The organism is Ralstonia flatus (genome assembly GCF_958439105.1).
GTDB lineage: Bacteria > Pseudomonadota > Gammaproteobacteria > Burkholderiales > Burkholderiaceae > Ralstonia > Ralstonia flatus.
This window is the reverse complement of sequence record NZ_CAUDLI010000001.1, coordinates 1-20,544: the sequence shown is the minus strand read 5'-3', so window position 1 is coordinate 20,544 and position 20,544 is coordinate 1. Positions and strand designations below refer to the sequence as shown.

The window sequence follows — 20,544 nt, the reverse complement described above, 5'->3', positions numbered from 1 at the left end:
TAAGAAGCGTTCCATGGCTACCACGCTCAATCCCAACCTGCTGCTGGCGATCCCGCTCGCGCCGCTGGCCGGCGCGGCGATCGCCGGGCTGTTCGGCACCAAGTTCTTTGGCGAGAAGATCGGCCGTACGGCATCCCACAGCGTCACCATCCTCGGTGTTGCGATCGCCTTCATTCTGTCGGCGCTGACGCTGTCCGACGTCATCAACGGCGCCGGTTACAACGGCACCGTCTACGAATGGATGACGGTGGGGTCGCTGAAGATGGAAGTCGGCTTCCTCATCGATTCGCTCACGGCGATGATGATGTGCGTGGTGACCTTCGTCTCCTTGATGGTGCACATCTACACCATCGGCTATATGGCGGAAGACGACGGCTACAACCGTTTCTTCGCGTACATCTCGCTGTTCACCTTCTCGATGTTGATGCTCGTGATGAGCAACAACTTCCTGCAGCTGTTCTTCGGCTGGGAAGCCGTGGGTCTGGTGTCTTACCTGTTGATCGGCTTCTGGTTCAAGCGTCCGACGGCCATCTACGCCAACATGAAGGCGTTCCTGGTCAACCGGGTGGGTGACTTCGGCTTCGTGCTCGGTATCGGCCTGCTGCTGGCATACAGCGGTAGCCTGAGCTACGCCGACGTGTTCGCCGCCCGCGACAATCTGGCCACGATCGGCTTCCCGGGCACCGACTGGCACATGCTGACGGTCGCCTGCATCTGCCTGTTCATCGGCGCGATGGGTAAGTCCGCACAGTTTCCGCTGCATGTGTGGCTGCCGGACTCCATGGAAGGCCCGACCCCCATTTCCGCACTGATTCACGCGGCCACCATGGTGACGGCCGGCATCTTCATGGTCGCACGCATGTCGCCGCTGTTCGAGCTGTCGGACACCGCGCTGTCGTTCGTGCTGATCATCGGCGCCATCACCGCGCTGTTCATGGGCTTCCTGGGCATCATCCAGACCGACATCAAGCGTGTGGTGGCGTACTCCACGCTGTCTCAGCTGGGCTACATGACCGTTGCGCTGGGTGCATCGGCCTACCAAGTGGCCGTGTTCCACCTGATGACGCACGCCTTTTTTAAGGCGCTGCTGTTCCTGGGTGCCGGCTCGGTCATCATCGGCATGCACCACGATCAGGACATGCGCAACATGGGCGGCCTGCGCAAGTACATGCCGATTACGTGGTTGACGTCGCTGGTGGGTTCGCTGGCGCTGATCGGCACGCCGTTCTTCTCGGGCTTCTATTCGAAGGACTCGATCATTGAAGCGGTGCGTGAATCGCATCTGCCCGGCGCGGGCTTCGCCTACTGGGCCGTGCTGGCGGGCGTGTTCGTGACCGCGTTCTACTCGTTCCGCATGTACTTCCTGGTGTTCCACGGTGAAGAGCGTTTTGGCAAGGCCCACGCCCACCACGACGACCACCATGAAGAGGAAGAGGGCGACCACGACCATCATCATGGGTTGGCCCCGGGCCAGAAGCCGCACGAGTCTCCGTGGGTTGTGACGGTGCCGCTGGTGCTGCTGGCAATTCCGTCGGTCATCATCGGTGCAATGGCGATCCAGCCGATGTTGTTCGGCGAGTTCTTCAAGCACGGTGTGGTGTTCTCGGAAGTCATCTTCAACAGCGAAAACCATGAAGCCATGAAGGTCCTCGCCGAAGACTTCCACGGCTGGGTGGCGATGGCGCTGCACGGCTTTACATCGGCACCGTTCATTCTGCTGGTGTCGGGTGTCGTGCTGTCGTGGTTCTTCTACTTGAAGCGCCCGGATATTCCGGCGGCGATCGCCAAGCGCTTCTCCGGCGTCTACAAGCTGCTGGACAACAAGTACTACATGGACAAGATCAACGAGATCGTCTTTGCCAACGGTGCGGTCAAGTTTGGCCGAGGCCTGTGGAAGGGCGGCGATCAAGGTGTGATCGACGGTGTTGTCGTGAACGGCAGCGCGCGTCTGGTGGGCTGGTTCGCGACGGTCGTGCGCCTGCTCCAGTCCGGCTTCATCTATGACTATGCGTTCGCGATGATCATCGGCACGGTTGGGCTGCTGACGTATTTCGTGTTCCTGGCAGGCAAATAAGGGATTACAAAAATGGTTCTGTCTTTTGCGATCTGGCTGCCGATCTTCTTCGGCGTGCTGGTGCTGGCCTCGGGCTCAGACCGCAATCCCGGTTATGTCCGCTGGATGTCGCTGATTGGCTCGCTGATCAGCTTTGTGATGACGTTGCCGCTGATCACACGTTTCGACAAGACGACGGCTGCGATGCAGTTCGTCGAGAAGTCGTCGTGGATCGAGCGCTTCCACATCAGCTACTACCTGGGTGTCGACGGCATTTCGATGTGGTTCGTGGTGCTGACTGCGTTCATCACCGTCATCGTGGTCATCGCTGCCTGGGAAGTCATTACCGAGCGCGTGGCGCAGTACATGGCCGCGTTCCTGATCCTGTCGGGTCTGATGATCGGTGTGTTTGCGTCGCTCGACGGTCTGCTGTTCTACGTGTTCTTCGAAGCCACGCTGATCCCGATGTACATCATCATCGGCGTGTGGGGCGGCCCGAACCGCGTCTACGCAGCATTCAAGTTCTTCCTCTACACGCTGCTGGGCTCTTTGCTGACGCTGGTTGCTCTGCTGTACCTGTACTTCCACAGCGGCACGTTCGAAATCCTGCAGTGGCATCAGGTCAAGCTTTCGATGAACGAGCAGATCCTGATCTTCCTGGCGTTCTTCATGGCCTTTGCCGTGAAGGTGCCGATGTGGCCGGTGCACACCTGGCTGCCGGATGCGCACGTGGAAGCGCCGACTGGTGGTTCGGTGGTGCTGGCTGCCATCATGCTGAAGCTGGGCGCCTACGGTTTCCTGCGGTTCTCGCTGCCGATCGCGCCGGATGCCAGCCACAGCCTGTCCGCATTCATCATCGCGATCTCGCTGGTTGCCGTGATCTACATCGGTCTGGTGGCGCTGGTGCAGGCCGACATGAAGAAGCTGGTCGCGTATTCGTCGATCGCGCACATGGGCTTCGTCACGCTGGGCTTCTTCATCTTCAACGAGATCGGTGTGGAGGGCGGTATCGTCCAGATGATCTCGCACGGCTTCATCTCAGGCGCAATGTTCCTGTGCATTGGCGTGTTGTATGACCGCGTGCATTCGCGTCAGATTGCCGATTACGGCGGTGTGGTGAACACGATGCCGAAGTTCGCGGCGCTGTCGGTCTTCTTTGCGATGGCCAACTGCGGCCTGCCGGCAACCTCGGGTTTCGTCGGCGAGTTCATGGTGATCCTGGGTTCCGTGAAGTTCAACTTCTGGATTGGCCTGCTGGCCGCCACGGCGCTGATCTTTGGCGCAGCGTATTCGCTGTGGATGGTCAAGCGCGTGATCTTCGGTGATGTGACCCACAAGCATGTGGCCGAGCTGAAGGACCTGAATTGCCGCGAGTTCTTCATGCTGGGCGTGCTCGCGATCGCCACCCTGTACATGGGCCTGTATCCGAAGCCCTTCACCGATGTCATGCATGCGTCCGTGGTCAATCTGCTGACCCACGTGGCTCAGTCGAAGCTGTAAGCAGCGAGAAGAAACTATGCAATCGTCCTCCTCTATTGCGGCTTTTGCCCCAATCGTTTTTCTCGCGCTGGGCATTGGTGCCGTCAACTGGATTGACTTGGCACGCGGCCAGAAACGAAGCAGCGTGGCCTATCCGGTTTCGCTGGTGATTACGCTGGTGCTGGCGGTGTGGTTCGCCCTGAACGCGGCGAACGGTGAGACGCACTACGTCTTCGGCAACATGGCCGTGATCGATCCGATGGCCAACGTGCTGGCGTCGTTCTGTGCGCTGACGCTGTTCGCCACGCTGGTGTACACGCGCCGCTATCTGGCCGACCGTGACATGTACGCGGGTGAGTTCTACATGTTCGCCCTGTTCACACTGGGCGGTCAGGTGGTGATGATCACCGGCAACAACTTCCTCGTGCTCTATCTGGGCCTGGAACTGTTGTCGCTGGCGTCGTACACGCTGGTAGCGCTGCGTCGCCGTTCGAACGTGTCGTCCGAATCGGCCATGAAGTATTTCATCCTGGGCGCGCTGGCATCTGGCCTGCTGCTGTACGGCATGTCGATGTTGTACGGTGCGACCGGCTCGCTGGAGCTGGGCAAGGTGTTTGACGCCATCAAGAACGGCGAGATCAACAAGACGATCCTCGTGTTCGGCGTGGTGTTCATTGTTGCCGGCCTGGGCTTCAAGCTTGGTGTGGCGCCGTTCCACATGTGGGTGCCCGATGTGTACCAAGGCTCGCCGACGGCGGTGACGCTGCTGATTGCCGGTGCGCCGAAGGTGGCCGCCTTCGCAATGACGCTGCGTATTCTGGTCGAAGGCCTGCTGCCGCTGGCATTCGACTGGCAGAACATGCTGATCGTGCTGGCTGTCGTGTCGCTGGCCATCGGCAATATCACGGGCGTTGTGCAGACCAACTTCAAGCGTCTGCTGGGTTATTCGACCGTCTCGCACATGGGCTTTCTGCTGCTGGGCCTGGTATCGGGCGTCAGCTCCGGCAAGCCGGATTTGACGGCGCAGGCCTACAGCGCGTCGATGTTCTATGCCATTACCTACGTGCTGACCGCACTGGGCGCGTTCGGGGTCATCCTGCTGCTGTCGCGCAAGGGGTACGAGGCGGAAGACATCGCGGACCTGAAAGGCCTGTCGAAGAAGAGCCCGTGGTTCGCGCTGCTGATGCTGTTCATCATGATGTCGCTGGCGGGCCTGCCGCCGACGGTCGGCTTCTACGCCAAGCTGTCGGTCCTGGGCGCCGTGGTCGATGCGGGCATGTCGTGGCTGGCCGTTGTGGCGGTGCTGTTCTCGCTGGTGGGCGCGTTCTACTACCTGCGCGTCATCAAGGTCATGTACTTTGACGTGCCGGCTGACGAAGGCCCTGTGGAAGCCACCTTTGGCCTGCGCTCGCTGCTGTCGATCAATGGCTTGCTGGTGTTGTTGCTCGGTATCTTCCCGGCCGGCCTGATGGCCGTGTGCTATCAGGCGATCCGCCTGACGCTGGCTTCGTAATACGCCAAGCGTCATGAGCACGTCGACGGGCGGCCTGTTTGTCATCGTGTTGGCACTGATCTGTGCCAACCTGCCGTTCGTCAACCAACGCGTGCTGGCACTGGTGCCGGCACGCTGGCCGCGCAAGCCGTTCTGGCTGCGCGGCACCGAGCTGATTGCCATGTATGTCGTGGTTGGGCTGATCGGCTTCGGTATTGAATCGAGCCAGGGCAATGCGTTTGCGCAAGGCTGGCAGTTTTACGCGATCACCGCATGCCTGATGCTGGTGTTCGCGTTTCCGGGCTTTACGTGGCAGTACCTGGTACGCCATCCCCGCGATTCCCGTTAATTCCCGCCGGGCAGGTTCCCGCTGTCTCGGCATGAGAGAGCGCCATGTCCGATCACACCCCGTCGAACGAAACCTCTGAGACTGCGCAGGACTCGGATGCCGGCCTGCGCGAGACGCAGGTGGCCTCTGCGTTGATGCACCAGGGTAAATTCCTCACGCTCAAGCAAGACATCGTCCGTCTGCCGGACGGCCGGAATGCCAGCCGCGAATATCTGGTTCATCCCGGTGCAGTGATGATGATTCCGCTGTTCGACGATGGCACCGTGCTCATGGAGCGCCAGTTTCGCTATCCAGTCGACAGGGTGATGATCGAGTTTCCAGCCGGCAAGCTCGACCCGCAAGAAGGGGCACTGGCATGCGGCAAGCGCGAATTGCGCGAGGAAACCGGCTACACGGCGGAGCGCTGGGACTACCTCACACGCATCCATCCGGTCATTTCGTATTCCACCGAATTCATCGATATTTATCTTGCCCGGGATCTGAAGCAAGGCGAGGCGATGCTCGATGAAGGCGAATTTCTCGAGACTTTCATCACGTCGGCTGGTCAGCTCATCGATTGGGTGCGCGATGGCAAAATTTCGGACGTGAAGACCATCATCGGCACGTTCTGGCTTGAGAAGATCCTGTCCGGAGCCTGGACCCCAGGTGCAGCCTGAGCCGCTTGCTGCCATCGCTTGATCACACGATTTTCCTGTCTTCGCTACCATGGCGAACGGTCGTGCGAAAAAATTAGCACGACCGTTCACAAATTTTTGAATCGGGGATACACTCATCCCCATGCGCTGGACCGATCATGAAAGTGCTGGACCTCCGCTGTGCCAATGACCACCGCTTCGAAGGCTGGTTCGGCTCCGATGCCGACCTGCAATCGCAGCAAGAACGCGGGCTGTTGACGTGTCCTGTCTGCGGTCACAACGAGGTTGAGCGCTTGCCGAGTGCGCCGCGCCTGAATCTGTCGTCGTCACGAACGGAGGCCGCCCAGAAGGGCGCTACCGCCAAGACAGCCGAAGGCGAGGGCGGTGTATCCGCAACCCTGCAACAGCTCTACCTGAAAGCCGTGCGCCATGTCCTTGCCAATACCGAGGACGTCGGCGAGCGGTTTGCAGAAGAGGCGCGCCGCATGCACTACAACGAGGCGCCGGAGCGGGGCATCCGCGGGACGACGTCTCGGGAGGAAGCGCAGGAACTGGCCGAGGAAGGCATCGACGTGATGCCGCTGCTGGTGCCCGACGCGCTGAAGCAGCCCGTGCACTAGCAGCCCCGATTCAGGTCCGCGCCGGTCCGACAGAACGTTCTCCGCCGATTTGCCACGGTGGGGAGCCAACCACAGGAGACAGGCATGGATCTGAACTACTCGGCGGCCGACGATGCGTTCCGCCAGGAAGTCCGCGGCTGGCTGGAAGCCAATCTGCCCAAGGACATCCAGGACAAGGTGTTGAACCACCGCCGCCTGAGCCGCGACGATTTCGTCCGCTGGCACAAGGCGCTCGCAGCGAAGGGCTGGTCGGTACCGCACTGGCCGGTCGAGTGGGGCGGCACCGGCTGGTCCCCCATCCAAAAACACATCTGGGACGAAGAGTGCGCGCAGGTCGGCGCACCTGGCGTGCTGCCGTTCGGCGTCAGCATGGTCGCGCCCGTGATCATGAAGTACGGCAATGAAGCGCAGAAGCGCTACTTCCTGCCGCGCATCGTTGATTGCACCGACTGGTGGTGCCAGGGCTATTCGGAGCCGGGTTCCGGGTCCGATCTGGCTTCCGTGAAGACACGCGCCGTGCGCGAAGGCGATCACTACATCGTCAACGGCCAGAAGACCTGGACGACGCTCGGCCAGCACGCCGACATGATCTTCTGCCTGGTTCGCACCGACCCCGACGCCAAGAAGCAAGAAGGCATCTCGTTCCTGCTGATCGACATGAAGACGCCGGGCATTACCGTGCGCCCGATCATCATGCTGGACGAAGAGCACGAGGTGAACGAGGTCTTCTTCGACAACGTGAAGGTGCCCGTCCAGAACCTGATCGGTGATGAGAACCGCGGATGGACGTACGCCAAATACCTGCTCGGCCACGAGCGTACGGGCATTGCACGTGTGGGCAATTCCAAGCGCGAACTGGCGTTCCTCAAGCGCGTTGCCAAGCAACACCAGAAGAACGGCAAGCCGCTGCTGCAGGACCCGGTATTCGGTGCCAAGGTGGCGTCGCTGGAAATCGAACTGCTGGCGCTGGAGATGACGGTGCTGCGCGTGGTGTCGAGCGAGAACGCAGGCAAGGGCCCCGGGCCCGAGGCGTCGCTGCTCAAGATCAAGGGCACGCAGATCCAGCAGATGCTGACCGAGCTGATGGTGGAGGCCGTGGGGCCATACGCCCAGCCGTTCGACCCGAGTTACCTTGAAGGCGACACCTCGCAGGCCGCGACGGGCGACAACGATGCCGCGCCGCTTGCGCCGTACTACTTCAACTATCGCAAGACCTCGATCTACGGCGGGTCGAACGAAATCCAGCGCAACATCATCTCGCAGATGATCCTTGGCGTCTGAGCAGAACGGCGACAGAACACATAGCGGAGACAAACATGGATTTCTCGTTCACCGACGAACAGAAGCAACTGGCCGACGCGGTGCGCCGCTTCATCGAGAAGGACTACAGCTTTGAGGCGCGCAACAAGGTCGTGTATTCGCCGGAAGGTGTGTCGCAGGGCCACTGGGATGCACTGGCCGAACTGGGCCTGACCGCGCTGCCTGTGCCCGAAGCACAAGGCGGTTTCGACGGCCGCGCGATGGACTTGCTGGTGGTGATGCAGGAACTGGGTCGCGGCCTGGTCGTGGAACCGTATCAGGCCACCGTGCTCGGCGCCCAGGCGCTGAAGCTGGCGGGCGGCCAAGAGGCATTGTTGGAAGAAGTCGCTGGCGGCGCCGTGAAGCTGGCCATTGCATTCGGCGAGCGCCAATCGCGTTACGAGCTGTTCAACGTCACCACGCGCGCTACGCAGCAGGGCGGCGGTTGGACGCTTACCGGCGAGAAGGTGGTTGTGGTGCACGGCGCGCAGGCAGACAAGCTGATCGTCTCGGCGCGCACCGGTGGTGAAGCGCGTGATACGTCGGGCCTGTCGCTCTTCGTGGTCGACCGCGATGCCGCTGGCGTGACGGTCAAGGACTACCGCACGATCGACAACCTGCATGCTGCAGACATCCGCTTCGACAACGCGCCCGCAACACTGCTGGGCAAGGCCGGCGAAGCGTGGGAGACCATCGACGCCGTCGCCGATCTTGGCTGCGTGCTGTTGTGCGCTGAAGCGATCGGTTTGATCGATGCGCTGAACGCCGCCACGCTGGAGTACACCAAGACCCGCCAGCAATTTGGCGTGCCCATCGCGCGCTTCCAGGCATTGCAGCACCGCATGGTCGACATGTTCATCCATGGCGAGCAGGCGCGTTCGATCACGTACCTGGCCGCTGCGCACTTTGAAGATGGCGATGTCGAGGCGCGCCGCCGCTATGTGTCTGCGGCCAAGGCACGTGTCGGCCAGGCTGCGCGCGATGTTGGTCAGGAAACGGTGCAGTTGCACGGCGGCATGGGCGTGACGAACGAACTGCCGGCCGCACACATGTTCAAGCGGCTGACGATGATCAACACGACGCTGGGCGATGTGGATCATCACCTGGCACGCTTCGCATCGCTGCCCGGCTTCCAGCAGGCGGCGTAACGGCAAACCTGGACGCCCCGCATTCGTGCGGGGCGTTGTCATTTGGAGGAGACGACATGGCGGAAAACGAAAACGCAGCAGCGACACGCTCGTACGAGTTCTACTTCGACGATTTCGAGGTCGGCCGCACGCTGCAGATGGGCACCTACACCGTCACCGAAGAAGAGATCCTGACCTTCGCGCGGCAGTACGATCCGCAGCCGTTCCACATCGATGCAGAGGCGGCCAAGCACAGTATCTACGGCGGCATTATTTCGAGCGGCTGGATGACCTGTTCGATCATGATGCGGCTGATGGTGACCGGCTTCCTGGGCAAGGCAGCCAGCATGGGTTCACCGGGCGTGGATGAAATCCGCTGGATGAAGCCGGTGTATCCGGGCGACACGCTGTCGGTGTCGAGCACGTGCATGGAGGTGCGTCCCTCGCAGTCGAAGCCGGACCGCGGTGTGGCGGTCAACCGCTGGGAAGCGCGCAACCAGCGCGGCGAACTCGTCTGCACGGTCACGGGCATGGGCTTGTTTGGCCGGCGCCCGAAGGCTTGATGACACCTCATCGCATCACAACAAGGAGACAACCCAGATGCGCATCATCGAATCGCTCGACGAGCTGAAAGGTTTGATCGGCCAGGAAGTCGCCGTGAGCGACTGGACCGAGATCACGCAGCAGCAGGTGAACCTCTTTGCCGAGGCCACGGGCGATCACCAGTGGATTCATGTGGATGTGGAGCGCGCCAAGCGCGAGTCGCCGTTTGGCGCACCGGTGGCGCACGGTTTTCTGACGCTGTCGCTGCTGCCGATGCTGATGGCCAATGCGATCGAGATGTCCGACGTGAAGATGGGCGTGAACTACGGCCTGAACAAGGTTCGCTTTACGGCGCCGGTGCCGGTCGGCAGCCGCGTGCGTGCGCGCGTGAAGCTGGTCGAAATGGAGGCGCTGCCGCCGCTGCCCAATGCCCCCGCGTTGACCGGCGCACAGATGACCTGGGCCGTGACCATCGAGCGCGAGGGGCAGGAGCGCCCCGTGTGCGTGGCCGAATCGATTTCGCGCCGCTATTCCTGAGTCCCGTTTTTCGCAAGGCTCCGAGGCCGGCGCAATGCCGGCCTTTCTTTTTGCATCGGTTTGCCCTTGCGCCCCGCTTGTTTTGTGCTTGTCTTCTTGCGCCCCAAGCAGGCGCATTTCAACGAACAAATGCGCTGACTTGGCGCCGCTTTGGCACCGTTTTGGCGCGAATTTCCCTTCGAATGAGCCAAATGCGATGGCACGGTAGTTGCACTTTTGGGCCCCGGGGAGTCGTTCTCGCCACCAATAAACCCAAGGAGCCGCAATGAAACGTCGTGAGCTGTTGAAGCTGTCTGCCGTCGCCGCCGCAACGCTTTTGTCCGTGTCGAGCCTCGCGTTTGCTCAGGCAAAAGAACCGATCAAGGTTGGCGTCCTGCATTCGCTGTCGGGCACGATGGCCATCTCCGAGACGTCGCTGAAAGACGTCGCGCTGATGACGATCGACGAGATCAACAAGAGCGGTGGCGTGCTGGGCCGCAAGCTGGAGCCGGTGGTGGTGGACCCGGCATCGAACTGGCCGTTGTTTGCCGAGAAGGCGCGTGGGCTGCTGACGCAGGACAAGGTGGCCGTGACGTTCGGCTGCTGGACGTCGGTGTCGCGCAAGTCGGTGCTGCCGGTCTATGAAGAGCTGAACGGCCTGCTGTTCTACCCGGTGCAGTACGAAGGCGAAGAGATGTCGAAGAACGTCTTCTACACCGGCGCGGCGCCCAACCAGCAGGCCATTCCGGCCGTGGAATACCTGATGAGCAAGGAAGGCGGCGGTGCCAAGCGCTTCTTCCTGCTCGGTACCGATTACGTCTATCCGCGCACGACCAACAAGATCCTGCGCGCGTTCCTGCACAGCAAGGGCGTGAAGGACAGCGACATCGAAGAGGTCTATACCCCGTTCGGCCACTCCGACTATCAGACCATCGTTGCCAACATCAAGAAGTTCTCGCAAGGCGGCAAGACGGCCGTGGTGTCGACCATCAACGGCGACTCGAACGTGCCGTTCTACAAGGAACTCGGCAACGCCGGCCTGAAGGCCAAGGACGTGCCGGTGGTGGCCTTCTCGGTGGGTGAAGAAGAACTGCGCGGTATCGACACCAAGCCGCTGGTGGGCCATCTGGCGGCATGGAACTACTTCATGTCGGTCAAGAACCCCGTCAACGACGACTTCAAGAAGAAGTGGGCCGCATGGGTCAAGGCCAACAACCTGCCCGGCGGCGACAAGCGCGTCACCAACGACCCGATGGAAGCCACCTACGTCGGCATCATGATGTGGAAGCAGGCCGTCGAGAAGGCCGGCTCCACCGACGTGGACAAGGTCCGCAAGGCGATGTACGGCCAGCAGTTCAAGGCCCCGTCGGGCTTCACGCTGGTGATGAACAACAACCATCACCTGAGCAAGCCCGTGATGATTGGCGAGGTGCGCGGCGACGGCCAGTTCAACGTCGTGTGGAAGACGCCGACGGTGATCCGCGCCAAGCCGTGGAGCCCGTACATCCCGGGCAACGAGGGCAAGCCTGACGAAGTGAAGTGATCAGGCGGACCGGCGGCGCATGCAGCGCGGCCGGTCCTTTGAACGACGCTGCACGACGTGGCGGACGGCCCAACACCGGCCGCCACGCATCGGATTGCCATGATGCGCTTGTCCCGCTGGTTGTTTCATTCTCTTGCCGCACTGCTGTGCGCTTTCTGTCTGGCTGCGACGCCCCAGGGCTCTGCGTGGGCTGCTGGACAACCCCTGACCCAGGCCGATCTCAAGCCGCTGGCCGAAGACGACTTCGATGCCAAGGTCAAGGCGCTCAATGCGCTGACCGCTGCGCCCGCCGAACAAGCCGGGCCGATCCTGCAAGCCTTGCAGAATGACGCGCTGTTCTTCGCGCCCGCCGCCGGCATGGTGCGTCAGGACGGCGAGAAGTACCTGGACGCGATCACTGGCCAACCCGTCACCGTCAAGGCCGACGATCTGCAGTCCCTCACACTGAACAATGCCCTGCGTGCGCAAGTGGACAGCGCGGCGAGCGGCTTCGTGCTGCAATCGCCCGATCGTGCCGTGCGCGCGCAGGCCGTCGATACGTTGCTTGCGCATCCCGAGACGGCGTCGCGCCCCATTGTCGACGCGGCGCGCAAGCATGAAACCGATCCGGAGTTGCGCAGCAAGCTGCATGTGCTCTGGGCCAATCTCGCGCTCGACGACGGCACGCATGCCGAGAAGCTCGAAGCGCTCAAGCTGCTTGCGGGCGATACCAACCCGCAGACGCGCCAGCGCATCGCCCCGTTGCTCGCCAAGGACAGCGGTGCCGACGATGAACTGCGCGCCGCGGCCCAACAGGCGCTCGACGGCCTCGCCGCGCAGCAACGCAAGGCCGAGCTGGTCGGCAACCTGTTTGCGGGGCTGAGCCTCGGCTCGGTGCTGCTGCTGGCGGCACTTGGGCTGGCCATCACCTACGGGCTCATCGGCGTCATCAATATGGCGCACGGTGAATTCCTGATGATCGGCGCGTACGCCACCTACGTGGTGCAGACGATTTTCCGCAACTACTTTCCGAACGCGTTCGACTGGTATCTGCCCGCGGCGCTGCCTGCTGCGTTCCTGGCGGCGGCCATCGTCGGTTTTGCGTTGGAGCGGCTGGTGCTGCGTCACCTGTATGGCCGTCCGCTGGAAACGCTGCTCGCCACGTTCGGGATCAGCCTGCTGCTGATGCAGGCCGTGCGTTCGATCTTCGGTGCGCAGAACGTGGAGGTGGCGAACCCGAGCTGGATGAGCGGCGGCATTGCGCTGTATCCGGGCCTCGTGCTGCCTTACAACCGGCTCGTCATCCTGCTGTTTGCGCTGGCTGTGGTGGCGATTGCGTGGGCGGTGCTCAACCGCACGCGCCTCGGCCTGTTCGTGCGGGCCACCACGCAGAACCGCACGATGGCGGCCTGCGTTGGCGTGCGCACGTGGAAGGTCGACAGCTACGCGTTTGCATTCGGTGCCGGCATTGCCGGCCTGGGCGGCTGTGCGCTTTCGCAGATCGGCAACGTCGGGCCGGACCTCGGCCAGAGCTACATCATCGATTCGTTCATGGCCGTGGTGCTGGGCGGGGTGGGGCAACTGGCCGGCACGATCATCGGTGCGTTCGGGCTGGGTCTCATCAACAAATTCATCGAGCCGTTCTATGGCGCGGTGCTGGCAAAGATCATCGTGCTGGTGCTGATCGTGCTGTTCATCCAGAAGCGTCCGCAGGGCCTGTTCGCCCTCAAGGGCCGCAGCGCCGAGGCCTGATATGACGACGACCAAGTTCTCTCTCGATATTCCGGCGCGCATGCCGCTGCTGTCGCGGCGCGGGTGGTCTGCGCTGGTACTCGTGTCGCTCATCGTGTGCATTGGCGCGCCGGTGTGCGCGCTGCTGGTGCCGGAGGGCAGCCCGCTGCATCTGTCGGCGTATGCGCTCACGCTCATCGGCAAGATCATGTGCTACGCGCTAGCGGCGCTGGCGCTCGATCTGGTGTGGGGCTATTGCGGCATCCTGAGCCTCGGGCACGGGCTGTTCTTCGCGCTCGGCGGTTATGGCATGGGCATGTACCTGATGCGCTCCATCGGCCGCGAAGGCGTGTACAAAAGCGATCTGCCGGACTTCATGGTCTTCCTCGACTGGAAGGAGCTGCCGTGGTTCTGGCACGGCACCGAGCATTTCGCCTGGGCGATGCTGCTGGTGATTCTGGTGCCCGGCGTACTGGCGTGGCTGTTCGGCTTCTTTGCCTTCCGCTCACGCGTCAAAGGCGTCTACCTGTCGATCATCACGCAGGCGATGACGTACGCGGCCATGCTGCTGTTCTTCCGTAACGAGACGGGCTTTGGCGGCAACAACGGCTTTACGGATTTCAAACGCATCCTCGGCTTCCCGATCTCCGCATTGCCGACGCGCACCGTGCTGTTCGTGGCGACGTTCGTGGCGCTCGTGCTGGCGTTCATCGCCTGCCGCGCGATCGTCACGTCCAAGTTCGGCCGCGTGGTCACCGCCATTCGCGATGCCGAAGCGCGCGTGATGTTCTCCGGCTACAACCCGCTCGGCTACAAGCTGTTCGTGTGGACGTTCTCCGCCGTGCTGTGCGGCATTGCGGGCGCGCTCTACGTGCCGCAGGTCGGCATCATCAACCCGGGCGAGATGTCGCCGGGCAACTCCATCGAGATGGCCGTATGGGTGGCCGTGGGCGGGCGCGGCACGTTGATCGGCCCGATCATCGGCGCGTTCCTCGTCAACGGCGCCAAGACGTTGCTCACCGCATGGGTGCCGGAGTACTGGCTGTTTGTGCTCGGCGCGATCTTCGTGCTGGTCACGCTGTATCTGCCGAACGGCGTGCTGGGGCTGCTGGGCAAGCTGCGCATGAAAAAGCGCGGGCCCACGCCAGCCGAGGCGCATGAAACCGCGACCGTCACCGGAGACCACGCATGAGCACGTTCACCGAACTCCCCGACCGCGCGGAGACCGGCACCGCCACCGGCATGGGCCATCTGGTCGAGCCGGACACGATCGACGTCTCGCACGGCGCCATCCTGTATCTCGAAGACGTGACCGTGCGCTTCGGCGGCTTTCGCGCACTGAACGCGCTCACGCTGTCGATCGACCACGGCGAGCTGCGCTGCATCATCGGCCCCAACGGCGCGGGCAAGACCACGATGATGGACGTGATTACCGGCAAGACCGGGCCGCGCAATGCAGACGTGACCGGCCGTGTCTTCCTTGGCCAGACCATCGACCTGCTGCGCCTGACTGAGCCGCGCATCGCGCAGATCGGCATCGGCCGCAAGTTCCAGAAGCCGACCGTGTTCGAGCAGCACACCGTGTGGGAAAACCTGGAACTGGCCATGAAGGCCGACAAGCGCTGGTGGGTGTCGCTGCGCGCGCGCCTGCTGAACGACGGCCGCCAGCGCATCGAAGAAACGCTCGGCCGCATCCATCTGGAAGCGGAGGCCTATCGGCCTGCCGGGCTGCTCTCACACGGGCAGAAACAGCGGCTGGAGATCGGCATGCTGCTGATGCAGCAACCGCAACTGCTGCTGCTTGATGAGCCTGTCGCGGGCATGACGGATGAAGAGACGATGCAGCTTGCAACGTTGCTCAACGGCCTGCGTGGCACGTGCTCGATCATGGTCGTGGAACACGACATGGAGTTTGTCGCCGCGCTGGCGGGGGCAGAAGGGCGCGTGACCGTGCTGGCTGAGGGCAGCGTCCTGGCCGAAGGCACCCTCGACGCCGTCAAGCGCGATGAGCGAGTGATCGAATCCTATCTGGGGCGTTAGAAGGCTCCGCAAAACTACTGCGCGTCCCGATCTTGCCCCTGTGATGCTCGCCGTACCCGTGTACGGCTGCGCTTCTCGGGCCAACATCGGACCGCTCGCTACGTTTTTCAGAGCCTTCTCAAGGCAAAAGGAAAGAACGCGATGTTGCAGGTCCAACAACTGAACCAGTACTACGGCGGCAGCCACATCCTGCGCAACGTCAGCTTTGACGTCCCTACGGGCAAGCTGACCACGCTGCTTGGCCGTAACGGCGTGGGCAAGACGACGCTGCTCAAATGCCTGATGGGCGTGGTGCCCACCGCCAGCGGCGCGATCGATTGGGAAGGGCGCACCATCCAGAAGCTGCCCGCGTATGAGCGTGTCTCGCAGGGGCTCGCCTATGTGCCGCAGGGGCGCGAGATCTTTCCGCGGCTGACGGTGGAAGAGAACCTGCTGATTGGCGCGGCCGCCAAGCGCGCGCCTTCCAAGGTGCCCGATTCCATCTACGAGCTGTTTCCGGTGCTCAAAGAGATGAAGGGCCGGCGCGGCGGCGATCTGTCCGGCGGCCAGCAGCAGCAACTCGCCATCGGCCGCGCGCTGATGAGCGAGCCGCGCCTGCTGATCCTGGACGAGCCGACCGAGGGCATCCAGCCGTCGATCATCCAGGAGATCGGCCGCACGCTGCGGCGCCTGGTGGACGAGTTCGGCATGTCGGTGCTGCTGGTCGAGCAGTACTACGACTTTGCGCGCAGCGTTGCCGACCGCTACGTCGTCATGAGCCGTGGCGAGGTCATCGCCCAGGGCGACGGCGCCAACATGGAAGCCGATGGCGTGCGTGATCTGGTCGCCGTTTGATGCCCCGGCTGATGCCCCGGCATTCGACGGAAAAAGTCGAATGCCAAATCTGTGGCATCTGGCTATGATGAGAAAATTCCTAGCCGCCGTGCTGCCTTCCTGATGCGCCATCCCGATTTTCCTGTCCCGCCGCAGACCGATTCGTTCGCGTCCTGGGAAGCCTCGCTGCACCTGGCGTTTGCACGGCGCGGTGAGCGCACCGTGCTGGCCTCGTGCCGGCATCAGGGGCCGCTGCGGGTGCAGAAGGCGCTGTATCCGGAAGGCGAGGGCGTGTGCCATGCCGTCATGCTGCATCCGCCTGCAGGCATTGCCGGCGGTGATGTACTCGATATCGACATCGAACTCGGTGCTGATGCGCATGCCGTGCTGACCACGCCCGGCGCCACCAAGTGGTACAAGTCGCTCGGCCGCACGGCTACGCAGCGCGTTGCGATCCGGGCGGAGGCGGGGGCGCGGCTCGACTGGCTGCCGCAGGAGAACATCGTCTTCAACCAGGCCCGCCCGATCATCGACCTGACGCTGGACCTGGTGCCAGGCGCCACCGCCATCGGCTGGGACACCACCATGCTCGGCCGCCACGCCGCCGGTGAATCATGGGCCGAAGGCCGCATCGCCATGTGCACCGCCTTGCGTTGCAACCGTCAGCCGCTGTGGATCGAGTCTGCCGCGTTCGACGCGCAATCGCCCGTGCTGAATGCGACGACGGGCATGGCCGGCTTCCACGTGGTCGGCACGCTGTGGGCCGTGGGCGAGGGCGCCACCGAAGCCCTCGCCGAATCGATGGCCGAGCACCTGCCGTACAACGCAGACCTGCGCGCGGGCGTGACGTGTCTCACGCAAGATGCGCCCGGCCTGCCAAACGTTTTGTTGCTGCGCGTGCTCGCACGCCGGCCCGAAGATGCGCGCGCGTTGCTGTCACAGACGTGGCTCGCGCTGCGCGAACCGATGCATGGCGTGGCGGGCCGTCCGCTGCGCCTCTGGTCTACATGACGGCCACATGTTGGCGACCCGACCTCGCATCGCCCGATCTGCACTGAACTGAATTGACCCTCACCGAAGAGAGCCCCTCGTGGAACTGACCCCGCGCGAAAAAGACAAGCTGCTGATCTTCACCGCCGCCTTGCTGGCCGAGCGCCGCAAGGGCCGCGGCCTCAAGCTCAACTACCCGGAAGCCGTCGCCTTCATCAGCGCCGCCATCATGGAAGGCGCACGCGATGGCAAGACGGTCGCCGACCTCATGCACTACGGCACCACGCTCCTCACGCGCAATGACGTGATGGACGGCGTGGCCGAGATGATTCCCGACATCCAGGTCGAAGCCACGTTTCCGGACGGCACGAAGCTCGTCACCGTCCACCACCCGATCGTCTGAATTTTGATTTTCAAGTTTCAAGTTTGAAGTCCGCACGCCACTCACCACTACGAGTCCTGCCATGACGCCTACCCTGTCTCGCTTCGTCCGGCCCGCTGCGGCCATCGCCCTTACGTTTGGCGCCTCCATCGCGTTTGCCCACCCGGGGCATCCGGGCCATACCGCCGAGGGCAGCCTGCTCGCCGGGTTCCTGCATCCGCTCACGGGCGTAGACCACTTGCTGGCGATGGTGGCCGTGGGCGTGTGGAGCGCACTGGCCTCGCGCTCGGTGCGGGATGCGCTGTGGGCGCCGGTCGCCTTTGTCGCGTTGATGATCCTGGGCGCGCTGCTCGGCGCTGGCGGCGTGGCGGTGCCGATGGCCGAGCCGATGATCGCCGCATCGCTGCTGGTATTCGGCCTGCTGATTGCCGCACGCGCGCAATTGCCGACGTGGGGCGGTGCGCTGCTGTGCGGCGCGTTCGCGCTGTTCCACGGCTATGCGCACGGCACGGAATTCCCCGCAGGGGCGCAGGCCATGTTCCCGTATTTCGTCGGCGGCTTTGCCGTGGCGACGGCGCTGCTGCACACCGCCGGCATCGGCGCGGGGTTTGCGCTGAAGCCGCGTCTGGCATGGCTGGCGCGTCTGTCGGGCGTGGGCGTGGCGCTGTACGGCGCAGGCCTGCTCGTCACGGCCATCTGAGGGGGCTTGCACCATGATCCCCGGTGAACTCCTGCCGCAAGACGGCGATCTCGAACTCAATGCAGGCCGCGCGACAGTGACGGTCACGGTGGCCAACACCGGTGATCGCCCCGTGCAGATCGGCTCGCATTACCACTTCTATGAAGTGAATGACGCGCTGCGCTTTGACCGCGAAGCCGCGCGCGGGTATCGGCTCAATATCGCCGCCGGCACCGCCGTGCGCTTCGAGCCGGGGCAGGAGCGCACGGTCGAACTCGTGGCGCTGGCCGGTGACCGCGTGGTCTACGGCTTTGCCGGCCGCGTGATGGGCAAGCTTTGAGCGAGACACGGACATGACATTGAAGATCAATCGCCGCGCGTATGCGGAAATGTTCGGCCCCACGACCGGCGACCGCGTCCGCCTGGCCGATACCGAACTCATCGTCGAAGTCGAACGCGACTTCACCCTCTACGGCGAGGAAGTGAAATTCGGCGGCGGCAAGGTGATCCGCGACGGCATGGGCCAGAGCCAGCGCGAATCGAAGGACTGCGCCGACACCGTCATCACCAACGCGCTGATCATCGACCACTGGGGCATCGTCAAGGCCGACATCGGCCTGAAGCACGGCCGCATCTCGGCGATCGGCAAGGCGGGCAATCCGGACATCCAGCCCGGCGTGACCATCGTCATCGGCCCCGGCACCGAGATCATCGCGGGCGAGGGCATGATCGTCACCGCCGGCGGCGTCGACTCGCACATCCACTTCATCTGCCCGCAGCAGATCGACGAAGCGCTCAACAGCGGCGTGACGACGATGATCGGCGGCGGCACCGGCCCCGCCACCGGCACCTACGCCACCACTTGCACGCCGGGCCCGTGGTACATGCAGCGCATGCTGCAGGCCGCGGATGCGTACCCCATGAACATCGGCTTCCTGGGCAAGGGCAACGGCAGCCTGCCGGGCGCGCTGCGCGAGCAGATCGACGCAGGCGCCATCGGCCTGAAGCTGCACGAAGACTGGGGTTCCACGCCCGCCGCCATCGACTGCTGCCTGGGCGTGGCGGACGACACCGACACGCAGGTCGCCATCCACACCGATACGTTGAACGAATCGGGCTTTGTTGAAGCGACCGTCGCCGCATTCAAAGGCCGCACGATCCACACGTATCACACCGAAGGCGCGGGCGGCGGGCATGCGCCCGACATCATCCGCGTGTGCGGTGAATCGAACGTGCTGCCGTCGTCGACCAATCCGACGCGGCCGTTCACCGTCAATACGCTGGACGAGCACCTCGACATGCTGATGGTGTGTCATCACCTCGATGCGTCCATCGCCGAAGACATCGCCTTTGCCGAGAGCCGCATCCGCCGCGAGACGATTGCCGCCGAGGACATCCTGCACGACCTCGGCGCGTTCTCGATGATCTCCAGCGATTCGCAGGCCATGGGCCGCGTCGGCGAAGTCGTGCTGCGTACGTGGCAGACCGCCCACAAGATGAAGGTGCAGCGCGGCAAGCTGGCCGGTGATCCGAACGATGCGCGCGGCGGGCATGACAATTTCCGCGTCAAGCGGTACGTGGCCAAGTACACGATCAACCCCGCGCTCACGCACGGCATCGCGCACGAAGTCGGCTCGGTTGAAGTCGGCAAGTGGGCAGACCTCGTGCTGTGGAAGCCGGCGTTCTTTGGTGTGAAACCGAGCCTGATCCTGAAGGGCGGGATGATTGCCTCTGCGGCGATGGGCGATGCGAATGCGTCGATCCCGACACCGCAACCGGTGCACTATCGGCCGATGTTTGGGTCGGCAGGTGGGGCGCTGGGGCGGACGTCGTTGACGTTCCTGTCGCAGTCGGCTGCTGCGGCTGGCGTGGCGGAGCAGTATGGGTTGGCTAAGACGACAGCGGTGGTCAAGGGCACGCGTACTGTGAGCAAGGCGGACATGATTCATAACGACTGGCGCCCTGACATTACTGTGGACCCGGAGACGTATCAGGTGGTGGCGGATGGGACGGTGTTGACTTGTGAGCCGGCGGGGGTGTTGCCGATGGCGCAGAGGTACTTTTTGTTTTGAGTTTTTGGGGAAAGGGCCTTGGTGGTCCATCCCCTTTTCGTACCCTGCCGGGCACGACCTACTTTTCTTTGTCTTGCCAAAGAAAAGTAGGGGCGGTTTCAAGGATCAAGTGCAACACATTGCCTAGGATGTGTTGCATGGGACAAAGCTACGAACACCTGAGCGCCGAGGAGCGTGGTGCGATCTTCGCGATGAAGCTGGA

Annotated in this window: 20 protein-coding genes; all 20 read left to right on the top strand. The window is 63.0% G+C overall.

Translation table 11 applies throughout. The features are described 5' to 3' along the window. Positions 1–13: 13 nt before the first annotated feature. The 20 genes from nuoL (at position 14) to ureC (ending at position 20,342) form a co-directional block, all read left to right on the top strand. Positions 14–2,074 (top strand): NADH-quinone oxidoreductase subunit L, encoded by a 2,061-nt coding sequence (gene nuoL / locus R2676_RS00100; RefSeq protein ID WP_206275170.1) that lies wholly within the window; start codon positions 14–16, stop codon positions 2,072–2,074. 12 nt (positions 2,075–2,086) lie between these two features. Beyond that, the gene (locus R2676_RS00095; protein ID WP_024975298.1) at positions 2,087–3,553 is read left to right on the top strand and encodes an NADH-quinone oxidoreductase subunit M; all 1,467 of its coding nucleotides are present in this window, start codon (positions 2,087–2,089) and stop codon (positions 3,551–3,553) included. Between the two features lie 16 nt (positions 3,554–3,569). Continuing rightward, positions 3,570–5,045 (top strand): NADH-quinone oxidoreductase subunit NuoN, encoded by a 1,476-nt coding sequence (nuoN, locus tag R2676_RS00090; RefSeq protein WP_102066404.1) that lies wholly within the window; start codon positions 3,570–3,572, stop codon positions 5,043–5,045. Between the two features lie 13 nt (positions 5,046–5,058). Further along, on the top strand, positions 5,059–5,373 hold the full coding sequence (locus tag R2676_RS00085; protein ID WP_027681039.1) for a DUF2818 family protein: 315 nt from the start codon (positions 5,059–5,061) through the stop codon (positions 5,371–5,373). 44 nt (positions 5,374–5,417) lie between these two features. Next, positions 5,418–6,029, top strand: coding sequence for an NUDIX domain-containing protein (locus R2676_RS00080; protein WP_206275171.1), 612 nt, complete (start codon positions 5,418–5,420; stop codon positions 6,027–6,029). A 137-nt stretch (positions 6,030–6,166) separates the two neighbouring features. Next, positions 6,167–6,628 carry a DUF1178 family protein gene (locus R2676_RS00075; protein WP_206275172.1) on the top strand — a complete coding sequence of 154 codons (462 nt, stop codon included), beginning with the start codon at positions 6,167–6,169 and terminating at the stop codon, positions 6,626–6,628. Positions 6,629–6,712: 84 nt separating this feature from the next. After that, positions 6,713–7,909: an acyl-CoA dehydrogenase family protein gene (locus R2676_RS00070; RefSeq protein WP_027681042.1), complete on the top strand. Its 1,197-nt coding sequence runs from the start codon at positions 6,713–6,715 to the stop codon at positions 7,907–7,909. Positions 7,910–7,944: 35 nt separating this feature from the next. Continuing rightward, positions 7,945–9,075 (top strand): acyl-CoA dehydrogenase family protein, encoded by a 1,131-nt coding sequence (locus tag R2676_RS00065; RefSeq protein ID WP_206275173.1) that lies wholly within the window; start codon positions 7,945–7,947, stop codon positions 9,073–9,075. Positions 9,076–9,131: 56 nt separating this feature from the next. Beyond that, positions 9,132–9,617, top strand: a complete 486-nt coding sequence (locus R2676_RS00060) for a MaoC family dehydratase (protein ID WP_102066399.1) — start codon at positions 9,132–9,134, stop codon at positions 9,615–9,617. Positions 9,618–9,654: 37 nt separating this feature from the next. Continuing rightward, on the top strand, positions 9,655–10,134 hold the full coding sequence (locus R2676_RS00055; protein ID WP_092969588.1) for a MaoC family dehydratase: 480 nt from the start codon (positions 9,655–9,657) through the stop codon (positions 10,132–10,134). Positions 10,135–10,399: 265 nt separating this feature from the next. Next, positions 10,400–11,656: an urea ABC transporter substrate-binding protein gene (urtA, locus tag R2676_RS00050; protein ID WP_027681046.1), complete on the top strand. Its 1,257-nt coding sequence runs from the start codon at positions 10,400–10,402 to the stop codon at positions 11,654–11,656. 99 nt (positions 11,657–11,755) lie between these two features. Beyond that, positions 11,756–13,387 (top strand): urea ABC transporter permease subunit UrtB, encoded by a 1,632-nt coding sequence (gene urtB, locus R2676_RS00045; protein ID WP_206275174.1) that lies wholly within the window; start codon positions 11,756–11,758, stop codon positions 13,385–13,387. Between the two features lies 1 nt (position 13,388). Then, the gene (gene urtC, locus R2676_RS00040; protein WP_206275175.1) at positions 13,389–14,558 is read left to right on the top strand and encodes an urea ABC transporter permease subunit UrtC; all 1,170 of its coding nucleotides are present in this window, start codon (positions 13,389–13,391) and stop codon (positions 14,556–14,558) included. After that, complete coding sequence (gene urtD, locus R2676_RS00035; protein ID WP_009241045.1) at positions 14,555–15,406, top strand: urea ABC transporter ATP-binding protein UrtD; 852 nt, start codon at positions 14,555–14,557, stop codon at positions 15,404–15,406. Before urtC ends, urtD begins: the two co-directional genes overlap by 4 nt. A 141-nt stretch (positions 15,407–15,547) precedes the next feature. After that, positions 15,548–16,240 (top strand): urea ABC transporter ATP-binding subunit UrtE, encoded by a 693-nt coding sequence (gene urtE / locus R2676_RS00030; RefSeq protein WP_206275176.1) that lies wholly within the window; start codon positions 15,548–15,550, stop codon positions 16,238–16,240. A gap of 102 nt (positions 16,241–16,342) precedes the next feature. Then, on the top strand, positions 16,343–17,230 hold the full coding sequence (locus R2676_RS00025) for an urease accessory protein UreD (RefSeq protein ID WP_206275177.1): 888 nt from the start codon (positions 16,343–16,345) through the stop codon (positions 17,228–17,230). Between the two features lie 79 nt (positions 17,231–17,309). Next, complete coding sequence (locus R2676_RS00020; RefSeq protein ID WP_004630759.1) at positions 17,310–17,612, top strand: urease subunit gamma; 303 nt, start codon at positions 17,310–17,312, stop codon at positions 17,610–17,612. A 61-nt stretch (positions 17,613–17,673) separates the two neighbouring features. Next, a complete protein-coding gene (locus R2676_RS00015) occupies positions 17,674–18,291 on the top strand; it encodes a HupE/UreJ family protein (RefSeq protein WP_206275178.1) in 618 nt (205 codons plus the stop codon). Positions 18,292–18,304: 13 nt separating this feature from the next. Next, a complete protein-coding gene (locus tag R2676_RS00010; protein WP_012762288.1) occupies positions 18,305–18,610 on the top strand; it encodes an urease subunit beta in 306 nt (101 codons plus the stop codon). Positions 18,611–18,623: 13 nt separating this feature from the next. After that, the gene (gene ureC, locus R2676_RS00005; protein ID WP_206275179.1) at positions 18,624–20,342 is read left to right on the top strand and encodes an urease subunit alpha; all 1,719 of its coding nucleotides are present in this window, start codon (positions 18,624–18,626) and stop codon (positions 20,340–20,342) included. The last annotated feature ends 202 nt before the right edge of the window (positions 20,343–20,544 follow it).

What these genes read in the sequence shown, in the direction of transcription:
- R2676_RS00015 (WP_206275178.1), top strand. Translation starts at nt 17,674, where the DNA reads ATGACGCCTACCCTGTCTCGCTTCGTCCGGCCCGCTGCGGCCATCGCC.
- urtD (WP_009241045.1), top strand. Translation starts at nt 14,555, where the DNA reads ATGAGCACGTTCACCGAACTCCCCGACCGCGCGGAGACCGGCACCGCC.
- R2676_RS00075 (WP_206275172.1), top strand. Translation starts at nt 6,167, where the DNA reads ATGAAAGTGCTGGACCTCCGCTGTGCCAATGACCACCGCTTCGAAGGC.
- urtC (WP_206275175.1), top strand. Translation starts at nt 13,389, where the DNA reads ATGACGACGACCAAGTTCTCTCTCGATATTCCGGCGCGCATGCCGCTG.
- R2676_RS00060 (WP_102066399.1), top strand. Translation starts at nt 9,132, where the DNA reads ATGGCGGAAAACGAAAACGCAGCAGCGACACGCTCGTACGAGTTCTAC.
- nuoN (WP_102066404.1), top strand. Translation starts at nt 3,570, where the DNA reads ATGCAATCGTCCTCCTCTATTGCGGCTTTTGCCCCAATCGTTTTTCTC.
- R2676_RS00010 (WP_012762288.1), top strand. Translation starts at nt 18,305, where the DNA reads ATGATCCCCGGTGAACTCCTGCCGCAAGACGGCGATCTCGAACTCAAT.
- urtA (WP_027681046.1), top strand. Translation starts at nt 10,400, where the DNA reads ATGAAACGTCGTGAGCTGTTGAAGCTGTCTGCCGTCGCCGCCGCAACG.
- R2676_RS00080 (WP_206275171.1), top strand. Translation starts at nt 5,418, where the DNA reads ATGTCCGATCACACCCCGTCGAACGAAACCTCTGAGACTGCGCAGGAC.
- ureC (WP_206275179.1), top strand. Translation starts at nt 18,624, where the DNA reads ATGACATTGAAGATCAATCGCCGCGCGTATGCGGAAATGTTCGGCCCC.
- R2676_RS00055 (WP_092969588.1), top strand. Translation starts at nt 9,655, where the DNA reads ATGCGCATCATCGAATCGCTCGACGAGCTGAAAGGTTTGATCGGCCAG.
- urtE (WP_206275176.1), top strand. Translation starts at nt 15,548, where the DNA reads ATGTTGCAGGTCCAACAACTGAACCAGTACTACGGCGGCAGCCACATC.
- nuoL (WP_206275170.1), top strand. Translation starts at nt 14, where the DNA reads ATGGCTACCACGCTCAATCCCAACCTGCTGCTGGCGATCCCGCTCGCG.
- urtB (WP_206275174.1), top strand. Translation starts at nt 11,756, where the DNA reads ATGATGCGCTTGTCCCGCTGGTTGTTTCATTCTCTTGCCGCACTGCTG.
- R2676_RS00085 (WP_027681039.1), top strand. Translation starts at nt 5,059, where the DNA reads ATGAGCACGTCGACGGGCGGCCTGTTTGTCATCGTGTTGGCACTGATC.
- R2676_RS00095 (WP_024975298.1), top strand. Translation starts at nt 2,087, where the DNA reads ATGGTTCTGTCTTTTGCGATCTGGCTGCCGATCTTCTTCGGCGTGCTG.
- R2676_RS00070 (WP_027681042.1), top strand. Translation starts at nt 6,713, where the DNA reads ATGGATCTGAACTACTCGGCGGCCGACGATGCGTTCCGCCAGGAAGTC.
- R2676_RS00065 (WP_206275173.1), top strand. Translation starts at nt 7,945, where the DNA reads ATGGATTTCTCGTTCACCGACGAACAGAAGCAACTGGCCGACGCGGTG.
- R2676_RS00025 (WP_206275177.1), top strand. Translation starts at nt 16,343, where the DNA reads ATGCGCCATCCCGATTTTCCTGTCCCGCCGCAGACCGATTCGTTCGCG.